This is a genomic window from Streptomyces sp. NPDC033165 (genome assembly GCF_055577965.1).
The window spans coordinates 37672-47537 of the sequence record NZ_JBVIPK010000024.1 but is presented as its reverse complement, the minus strand read 5'-3'; the positions used below and the strand labels follow the sequence as shown (position 1 = coordinate 47537).

Annotated in this window: 3 protein-coding genes and 1 tRNA gene; 3 read left to right on the top strand and 1 reads right to left on the bottom strand. The window is 68.7% G+C overall.

Annotation, left to right across the window (positions count from 1 at the left end; all coding sequences use genetic code 11):
* The first annotated feature begins 247 nt into the window (after nt 1-247).
* Nucleotides 248-320 (top strand) — tRNA-Thr (locus ACZ5WC_RS32235).
* A 67-nt stretch (nt 321-387) separates the two neighbouring features.
* On the opposite strand, the gene ACZ5WC_RS32230 is transcribed toward ACZ5WC_RS32235, so the two are convergent.
* Nucleotides 388-3012 carry a SpoIIE family protein phosphatase gene (locus ACZ5WC_RS32230; protein ID WP_468544142.1) on the bottom strand — a complete coding sequence of 875 codons (2625 nt, stop codon included), beginning with the start codon at nt 3010-3012 and terminating at the stop codon, nt 388-390.
* 400 nt (nt 3013-3412) lie between these two features.
* Here ACZ5WC_RS32230 and ACZ5WC_RS32225 point away from each other — a divergent pair, with 400 nt between their 5' ends.
* On the top strand, nt 3413-8833 hold the full coding sequence (locus ACZ5WC_RS32225) for a HAMP domain-containing protein (RefSeq protein ID WP_468544141.1): 5421 nt from the start codon (nt 3413-3415) through the stop codon (nt 8831-8833).
* Between the two features lie 244 nt (nt 8834-9077).
* Nucleotides 9078-9761, top strand: a complete 684-nt coding sequence (locus ACZ5WC_RS32220) for a response regulator (protein WP_311121807.1) — start codon at nt 9078-9080, stop codon at nt 9759-9761.
* The last annotated feature ends 105 nt before the right edge of the window (nt 9762-9866 follow it).

Genomic DNA, 9866 nt, shown 5'->3' with positions numbered 1-9866 from the left:
GATGGTACTGCAGGGGGGACCCTGTGGGAGAGTAGGACGCCGCCGAACAATTTTTCCGGGAAGGCCCCGTACCGCAAGGTACGGGGCTTTTCTGCATTTCGAGGCCGGTTTCCGGGAGGCGTTCAGGAACAGCCCTACAGTCGCAGGCGACCGCAGTCCTTGGGGCTCTGGTGGACCTCTGCCGGGCACGATTGTGTGAATCCCCGGATCCCGTGTATGGTTTACCTCGTTGCCGCAGCGCAACGAGGCCCCAATAGCTCAGTCGGTAGAGCGTCTCCATGGTAAGGAGAAGGTCTGCGGTTCGATTCCGCATTGGGGCTCAGAGAAAGACGAAAGGCCCCCGCCACACGGCGGGGGCCTTTCGCGTTGACGGGCAGACGCTGCGGGTCAGATGTGGGGCGGCTCCGGGACGCGCATCGCGAGGATCGCCATGTCGTCCGAGGCGGGTTCGGCCGCGAACCGTTCCACGGCCCTAAGGATGCGTGCGGCGACCGCGCCGGCCGTCAGACCCGTACAAGTAGACAGGACGTCTGCGAGGCCGTCGTCACCCAGCATGCGGGCTCCCTCGCGGCGTTCGGTGACGCCGTCCGTGACGCAGAGGAGGACGTCGCCCGGGTTGAGGGTTACCTCCTGCTCGTACAGGTCGAGGTCCTCGATCACGCCGAGCAGCGGCTGCGGCTCGGCGGCTGCCTCTACGGATCCGTCCTGGCGCAGGCGCAGCGGCAGTGGGTGGCCGGCGCAGACGACCTTCAGGAGGGCGCTGCCGTCCTCCTGGGGCCACAGCTCGCCGTACAGGAGGGTGAGGAAGCGGCTGCGGGCGCCCTCGTCGAGGATCGCCGCGTTGAGGCGCTCCAGGACCGCAGGGCCGCCGAAGCCCTCGCGGGCGAGCAGGCGCAGGGCGTGGCGGGCCAAGCCGGTGACCGCGGCGGCCTCGGGGCCCGTACCACAGACGTCGCCGACGGCGAAGCCGTACGCGCCGTCACGGATGGGGAAGACGTCGTAGAAGTCGCCGCCGACCTCGTTGCCCTCGCCCGCCGCGCGGTAGATGACCTCGATCTCGACGTTCGGCACGTCGGGGAGGCCCGGGGGCAGCAGGCTGCGCTGGAGGGACTGGCTGATCGCCGTGCGCTCCGAGTACAGGCGGGCGTTGTCCAGGGCCAGGGCGGCCCGTCGGGACAGGTCCTCGGCCAGTTCCAGGATCTCCTGGCGGAAGTGGTCGTCCGAGGGCTTCCCGAGCGTCAGCATGCCGATCACGCGGTTGCGGGCGACCAGCGGGAGCACCACCGTCTCGCCGCCGACGGCCTGGGCCGTGGCGAGTGTGGTGCGGGTGGCCGTGCTCATGCTCAGGGGCGCGTCGTGTCGCAGGCTGCGGGTCGACGTGGACAGCGCCGCGCGGTGGCCCGCCTCCGAGGGGGCGGCCCAGATGCGGGCGCCGGGGGCGGGGACCGGGTCGGGCGGGGCGATCTTGGAGAGGAGGGCCTTGAGGCCGTCGATGAGGTCCTCGTCCTCGTGGAGCACGTACGAGAGGTACGGGTCGGAGGACTGGTCGGCGATCGTGTAGACGGCGCACCAGGTGGCGAGGGTCGGGACCGTCATCTGGGCCATGAGGGCCAGGGTCTGGTCCCGGTCGAGAGTCCCGGCCAGCAGGTCGGAGGCCTCGACGAGGAAGGACAGGGAGCCGCGGCGCAGGCGTTCCAGCTCGCCGAGGCGGGCGGACTCCACGGCGAGCGCGATGCGGTCGGCGGCGAACTGGAGGCGCAGGGCCTCCTCGTTGGAGTAGCGGCCCGGGCCCTCCGCCGCGACGCCGAGGGAGCCGGTGAGGCGGCCCTCTACCTTCAGCGGGACTGTGACGACCGAGCGCATCCCGGTGTCGGCGAGGAGCGGGACGGCGCCGGGTACGGCGGTCAGGTCCTCGTGGACGGCCGGCATCCGGGCGGAGCCGTAGCGGCCCGCTCCGGCTTCCACGGGGACGCGGGCGAAGCGCTGCCGGGCCGAGGGGAGACCCGTCGTGGCGCGGACTTCCAGTTCCGTCTCGTCGTCCGTGGCGAGCAGGAGGAAGGCCGCGTCGGCGTCGAGCATGTCGCGGGCCCGCTCGACGGTGCGCTGGAGGAGGCCGTCCAGGTCGTCGGGGGCGGGGGAGCCGATGAAGACCTCGAAGGGGTCCGCGGTGCGGTTCTCGGAGGCGTCGGAGACCGGGGCGCGGGCCGGGGACTGGAGTACGGCGCGTTCGTCGTCGCGGACGAGGAGACAGACCGTGGAGGGTTCGCCGTCGGTGTCGCGGACGCGCAGGTGGGAGGCGTAGACGGCGATGTTCCGGCTGTCGGCGCCGCGGATTCCGTAGCTGCCCTCCCAGCGGGAGAGCTGGAGGGCGTCGGCGATGCCGGTGTTGGTGCCGGGGGTGTGCGGCCAGGCCACGAAGTCGGTGAACTGCTTGCCGGTGACCTGCTCCGCGCTGTGTCCGAAGACATACGCCGCGTCGTCGTTCCACGCCGTGATGGAGCCGGTGCTGTCGATCTGGACGACGGCGACCCGGACGCGCTGGTCGGTGACGGGAAGGAGCGAGGTGGGCAGGACCGGGCCCGCGGAGCGGATGCCCACCGGGCGGTCGGGCAGGTCCAGCTGGAACCAGACATGTTTGCGTGTGGGCGAGTACTCGACGCCCCAGCGCGCGGCCAGGGCGGCGCAGAGGAGCAGCCCGCGGCCGTTCTCACGGTCGGGGCTGCCGAAGTCGAGGCCGTTGCTCTGGAGCGGGACCTCGCGTTCCGGATAGTGGTCGGAGACCTCGACCCGTACGCCGTCCTCGGTACGCAGGCACAGCACGTCGGCCGCTGTCCCCGCGTGCACCACGGCATTGGTGACGAGCTCGCTGGTGAGGACGACGGCGTCGTCGACGACATCGTTGTAGCCCCACCCCTGGAGGGTGTCCCGGACGAAGGCGCGGGCGGTCGCGACGGAGCGCCCGACCGGTTCGAAGGTGGCGGCCGCGCGCGCGGTGATCACAGCACTCCCCATATGGTGTCTCGTCGCTTCCCCGAGTCCTGTGCCCGTTTCTCGCCGCTTCGATTCGCTTGCCAGGCTAGACGTTCGTTCAGGGTGCCGGGTACACGAGGGCCGAGATCGGGACAGGACGGTCCGTGGTGGTGCGCGGGCGCACAAGTATGGACTTCCGATGGAAGGGATGCGGGGCAACCGGGGGAGGTTGCCTGCCGACCGGTTCCAGCCTGGTACGTTGCAACGATTTGACGTCTGCCCGGTCACCCGTTGACGGTGTGCTGTGGCGGTGAGCCAAAGTGGAACTGGGCAAGCTATCCGGATAGGCCCGAGCGAATCGGTCAACCCCTGCGGGAGGGACACGGTGGAGTCTGGCGTGGCGGCGCGGGGTTCGAAGACGCGTACTAAAGGCGGACAGTCCGTGAAAAAGCAGCGCAATGGCACCGTCGAGGTCGACGCGGCAGCTCTGAACAGACTGCTCGCGGGACTTGTGGCGATGCGCGACGGTAATTTCCGCAGGCGGCTGACCGTCTCCGGTGACGGCGTGATGACGGAGATCGCGGCGGTCTTCAACGAGGTCGCCGACCGGAATCTGCATCTGACCGGTGAGCTGGCGCGCGTACGGCGGGTGGTCGGGCGTGAGGGGAAGCTCACGGAGCGGCTGGAGACGGGGGCCTGTGAGGGTTCCTGGGCGGCCGCGATCGATGCCTCCAACGAGCTCGTGGACGATCTCGCGCGACCGGTGTCCGAGGTGGGCCGGGTGCTGTCGGCGGTCGCCGACGGTGATCTGGAGCAGCGGATGGAGCTGCGGTCGCACACGACGGACGAGACGGTACGCCCGCTGCGCGGCGAGTTCCTGAAGGTCGCCCGTACGGTCAACAACCTCGTCGACCAGCTGTCGGTCTTCACCGAGCAGGTGACCCGGGTCGCCGTCGAGGTGGGCACGGAGGGCAAGCTCGGCGGGCAGGCCCAGGTGCGGGGGATGTCCGGGTCGTGGAAGGACCTCACGGACTCCGTCAACACCATGGCGTACCGGCTGACCGCGCAGGTGCGCGACATCGCGCTGGTGACGACCGCGGTGGCCAAGGGCGATCTGTCGCGGAAGGTCACTGTCCATGTGGCCGGTGAGATGCTCCAGCTGAAGAACACCGTCAACACGATGGTCGACCAGCTGTCCTCGTTCTCCTCCGAGGTGACGCGCGTCGCCCGTGAGGTGGGCACGGAGGGCGAGCTCGGCGGTCAGGCGACCGTGCCGGGTGTGGCCGGGGTGTGGAAGGACCTCACCGACTCCGTCAACACGATGGCGGGCAACCTCACCTCCCAGGTGCGTGGTATCGCGGAGGTGACGACGGCGGTCGCCAGTGGCGACCTGACGCAGAAGGTCACGGTGAGCGCGCGGGGCGAGGTCGCCCAGCTCGCCGAGACGATCAACCAGATGACCGAGACGCTGCGCACCTTCGCGGACGAAGTGACGCGTGTGGCGAGCGAGGTCGGTGGTGAGGGGCTGCTCGGCGGCCAGGCGCAGGTGCCGGGCGCCGCGGGGACGTGGAAGGACCTCACCGACTCGGTGAACACGGTCTTCCGGAACCTGACGACGCAGGTGCGTGACATCGCGCAGGTGACGACGGCGGTGGCCAGCGGCGACATGTCGCAGAAGGTCACGGTCGATGTGGCCGGGGAGATGCTGGAGCTGAAGAACACCGTCAACACGATGGTGGACCAGCTCCAGGCCTTCGGCTCCGAGGTGACGCGGGTGGCCCGTGAGGTCGGCGTCGAGGGCCGGCTCGGCGGCCAGGCCGAGGTGCCGGGCGCCGCGGGGACGTGGAAGGACCTCACCGACTCGGTGAACACCGCCTTCCGCAACCTGACCGGTCAGGTCCGGGACATCGCACAGGTGACGACTGCCGTCGCCAACGGTGACCTGTCGCAGAAGGTCACCGTGGACGTGGCCGGGGAGATGCTGGAGCTGAAGAACACCGTCAACACGATGGTGGCGCAGCTGTCCAACTTCGCCGACCAGGTGACGCGGATGGCCCGGGACGTGGGTACGGAAGGCCGCCTCGGCGGTCAGGCGCGCGTGGACGGCGTCTCGGGGACGTGGAAAGAGCTCACGGACTCCGTCAACTTCATGGCCGGGAACCTCACCTCCCAGGTGCGGCAGATCGCCCAGGTGACGACGGCGGTGGCGCGGGGTGACCTGTCGCAGAAGATCGACGTGGACGCCCGGGGCGAGATCCTGGAGCTGAAGAACACGATCAACACGATGGTCGACCAGCTCTCCGCCTTCGCCGACCAGGTGACCCGGGTCGCCCGCGAGGTGGGGACGGACGGGCGCCTGGGCGGTCAGGCGCAGGTGCCCGGCGTGGCCGGAGTGTGGCGTGATCTGACCGACTCGGTGAACGGTATGGCGGGGAACCTGACCGCTCAGGTCCGTAACATCGCGCAGGTCGCCACGGCGGTGGCGCGGGGTGACCTGTCGCAGAAGATCGACGTGGACGCCCGGGGCGAGATCCTGGAGCTGAAGAACACCCTCAACACGATGGTGGACCAGCTGTCCAACTTCGCGGAGCAGGTGACGCGGGTCGCCCGCGAGGTGGGTACGGAGGGCATCCTCGGCGGTCAGGCCGAGGTGCAGGGTGTGTCCGGTACGTGGAAGGACCTCACCCAGTCCGTCAACGGCATGGCGAACAACCTGACCCTCCAGGTCCGCAATATCGCCGAGGTCACCACCGCGGTCGCCAAGGGCGATCTGTCCAAGAAGATCACCGTCGACGCCAAGGGCGAGATCCTCGAACTCGTCACGACCGTCAACACGATGGTCGACCAGCTGCTGAACTTCGCTGACGAGGTCTCGCGTGTGGCGCGTGAGGTGGGTACCGAGGGCATTCTCGGCGGTCAGGCGCGGGTGCGCGGTGCGACCGGCATCTGGAAGGACCTCAGCGAGAACGTCAACCTGATGGCCAACAACCTGACCAGCCAGGTGCGCAACATCTCGCGGGTCTCCTCGGCGGTCGCCAACGGCGATCTGACGAAGAAGGTCACCGTGGAGGCGCGCGGCGAGGTCGCGGAGCTGGCCGACACTGTCAACACCATGGTGACGACGCTGTCCTCGTTCGCTGACGAGGTCACGCGCGTGGCCCGCGAGGTGGGTACGGAAGGTGAGCTGGGCGGCCAGGCCCGGGTGCCGGGAGTCTCCGGTACGTGGAAGGACCTCACCGAGTCGGTGAACTCGATGGCCTCCAACCTGACCGGGCAGGTGCGGCAGATCGCGACGGTCACGACGGCCATCGCCAAGGGTGATCTGACCAAGAAGATCGACATCGACGCGCGCGGTGAGATCCAGGAGCTGAAGAACACCATCAACACGATGGTCGACCAGTTGTCCTCGTTCGCCGAGCAGGTGACCCGGGTCGCCCGCGAGGTGGGTACCGAGGGGCAGCTGGGTGGCCAGGCGCGGGTGCGGGACGTGGACGGCACCTGGCGCGATCTCACCGAGTCGGTGAACGAGATGGCCGGGAACCTGACCCGGCAGGTGCGCGCCATCGCGGCCGTCGCCACCGCGGTGACCCGCGGCGATCTGAATCTGAAGATCGACGTGGACGCGGCGGGCGAGATCCAGGTCCTTCAGGACAACATCAACACGATGATCGCGAACCTCCGCGACACCACCCTCGCCAACAAGGAACAGGACTGGCTGAAGGGCAACCTGGCCCGGATCTCCGGACTGATGCAGGGCCGCCGCGACCTGGACGACGTGGCCTCGCTGATCATGAGCGAGCTGACGCCGGTGGTCTCCGCGCAGCACGGCGCGTTCTTCCTGGCGATGGCGCCTGACTCCGACGAGGTGGGGCCGGACAACGACGACGACGGTTCGTACGAGCTGCGGATGCGGGGGAGTTACGGCTACTCCGCCGGTTCGATGCCGACCTCGTTCCGGCCCGGCGAGACGCTCATCGGGACGGCGGCCGAGGAGAAGCGGACGATCCAGGTCGACAATGTTCCGCCGGGCTATCTGAAGATCTCCTCCGGTCTCGGCGAGGCACCACCCGCGCATGTGATCGTGCTGCCGGTGCTCTTCGAGGGCAAGGTGCTCGGGGTGATCGAACTGGCGTCGTTCCAGCCGTTCACGCACATCCAGCGGGACTTCCTCAACCAGCTCGCCGAGATGATCGCGACGAGCGTCAACACGATCAGCGTCAACACCAAGACCGAGAAGCTGCTGGAGCAGTCGCAGGAGCTGACCGAGCAACTGCGCGACCGTTCGCAGGAGCTGGAGAACCGGCAGAAGGCCCTCCAGGCGTCCAACGCCGAGCTGGAGGAGAAGGCCGAGCTGCTGGCCCAGCAGAACCGCGACATCGAGGTGAAGAACACCGAGATCGAGGAGGCGCGGCAGGTCCTGGAGGAGCGCGCCGAGCAGCTCGCGGTCTCGATGCGCTACAAGTCCGAGTTCCTGGCGAACATGTCGCACGAGCTGCGTACGCCGCTCAACTCGCTGCTGATTCTCGCCAAGTTGCTCGCGGACAACGCCGAGAGCAATCTCTCGCCGAAGCAGGTGGAGTTCGCCGAGACGATCCATGGGGCCGGTTCCGACCTGCTCCAGCTGATCAACGACATCCTGGACCTGTCCAAGGTCGAGGCGGGCAAGATGGACGTCAGCCCGACCCGGATCGCGCTGGTCCAGCTGGTCGACTACGTGGAGGCGACCTTCCGCCCGCTCACCGCGGAGAAGGGGCTCGACTTCTCCGTACGGGTGTCGCCGGAACTTCCCGCGACGCTGCACACCGACGAGCAGCGCCTGCTCCAGGTGCTGCGCAACCTGCTGTCCAACGCGGTGAAGTTCACCGACAGCGGGGCGGTGGAGCTGGTGATCCGGCCGGCGGGCGCCGATGTTCCGAACTCCATCCGGGAACATCTGCTGGAGGCGGGTTCGCTGCGGGACGCGGACGCCGATCTGATCGCCTTCTCGGTCACCGACACCGGGATCGGGATCGCGTCCAGCAAGATGCTGGTGATCTTCGAGGCGTTCAAGCAGGCTGACGGTACGACGAGCCGCAAGTACGGCGGTACGGGCCTCGGGCTCTCCATCAGCCGGGAGATCGCGCGGCTGCTCGGCGGCGAGATCCACGCGGCGAGCGAGCCGGGCCGGGGCTCGACCTTCACGCTCTACCTGCCGCTGCACCGCGCCGAACTGCCGCCCCAGGGCTACCCGCAGGTGGGTTCCGGTTCGGTCGAGGTGCTGGGCGGCTCGGTTGAGAACGGGCAGTCCACGGCCCCGCTCGGCGATCCGGCCAACTCCGCGGGACTGTTCCGGCGCCGGCGCAAGGCGCTGGGGGACGCGGCCCGCAGGACCGCGCTGCCGTCCGGCCGGACGGCAGCCGAGAGCGCGCCGGCCCAGGACGAATGGGCGCAGGGGAGTCAGGGGCAGGCTGCTGCGGAGGAGCCGGAGCCCCGGCGGACGTTCCGCTTCCGTGGCGAGAAGGTGCTCATCGTCGACGACGACATCCGTAACGTCTTCGCGCTGACGAGCGTGCTGGAGCAGCACGGACTGGCGGTGCTCTACGCGGAGAACGGGCGCGAGGGCATCGAAGTCCTGGAGCAGCACGACGATGTGACGGTTGTCCTGATGGACATCATGATGCCCGAGATGGACGGTTACGCGACGACGACCGCGATCCGCCGGATGCCGCAGTTCGCCGGACTGCCGATCGTCGCGCTCACGGCGAAGGCCATGAAGGGCGACCGGGAGAAGGCGATCGATTGCGGAGCTTCCGACTATGTGACGAAGCCGGTCGATCCTGATCACCTGCTCGCAGTGATGGAGCAGTGGATGCACGGAGAGTGATCGAATATTGAACGAGTTGACGTGAGTTGTTGACCGACTGTGCTCGAACGGGTGTGAACGCGCTGGATTCGGGGAACCTTCTGGTCTCCCACCGCGTTTGAGGTATGTGCACAGTGACATCGCGGTGACAGGGTGTGGTGACGGGCGGGGTGCGGCTACCATGACCGGCACAAGGACGGACGGCGCAAGGGAGTCGTCCCCTGGGGCGGCACCCGGTGCATTTCCGGGGCGAGGAGGACGGGCCATGGTGCAGAAGGCCAAGATCCTCCTGGTCGATGACCGGCCGGAGAATCTGCTGGCGCTGGAGGCCATCCTCTCTGCGCTCGATCAGACACTGGTCCGGGCATCGTCAGGGGAGGAGGCGCTGAAGGCGCTGCTCACGGACGACTTCGCGGTCATTCTGCTGGACGTCCAGATGCCGGGCATGGACGGTTTCGAGACCGCCGCGCACATCAAGCGGCGGGAGCGGACCCGGGACATCCCGATCATCTTCCTCACCGCCATCAACCACGGCCCGCACCACACCTTCCGGGGCTACGCGGCCGGTGCGGTGGACTACATCTCCAAGCCGTTCGACCCCTGGGTGCTCCGCGCCAAGGTCTCGGTCTTCGTCGAGCTGTACATGAAGAACTGCAAGCTCCGTGAGCAGGCCGCGCTGCTGCGCCTCCAGTTGGAGGGCGACGGCCACGCGGGCGGCGAGCACGAGAAGGAGCCCGCTGGTCTGCTGGCCGAGCTGTCCGCACGGCTCGCGGCGGTCGAGGAGCAGGCCGAAGCGCTCTCCAAACAGCTCGACGACGAGTCCGCGGACGCCGCGGCAGTCGCCACGGCCGCCCATCTCGAACGCAAGCTGACCGGCCTGCGCCGCGCGCTCGACGCGCTGGAGCCGGGCACGGGTGGCAGTACGGGCGTGCTGCCCGCCCAGGGCTGACATCACGGCTCCCCCGCCATGAGGCGTCGTCAGTTCCCGGCTGCCGGAAGGCGACACAGTCGGGTGAACCAGTAGGCGAACGTGTTCACGGGCGACGACAGCGGT

What these genes read in the sequence shown, in the direction of transcription:
- ACZ5WC_RS32230 (WP_468544142.1), bottom strand. Translation starts at nt 3,012, where the DNA reads ATGGGGAGTGCTGTGATCACCGCGCGCGCGGCCGCCACCTTCGAACCG.
- ACZ5WC_RS32220 (WP_311121807.1), top strand. Translation starts at nt 9,078, where the DNA reads ATGGTGCAGAAGGCCAAGATCCTCCTGGTCGATGACCGGCCGGAGAAT.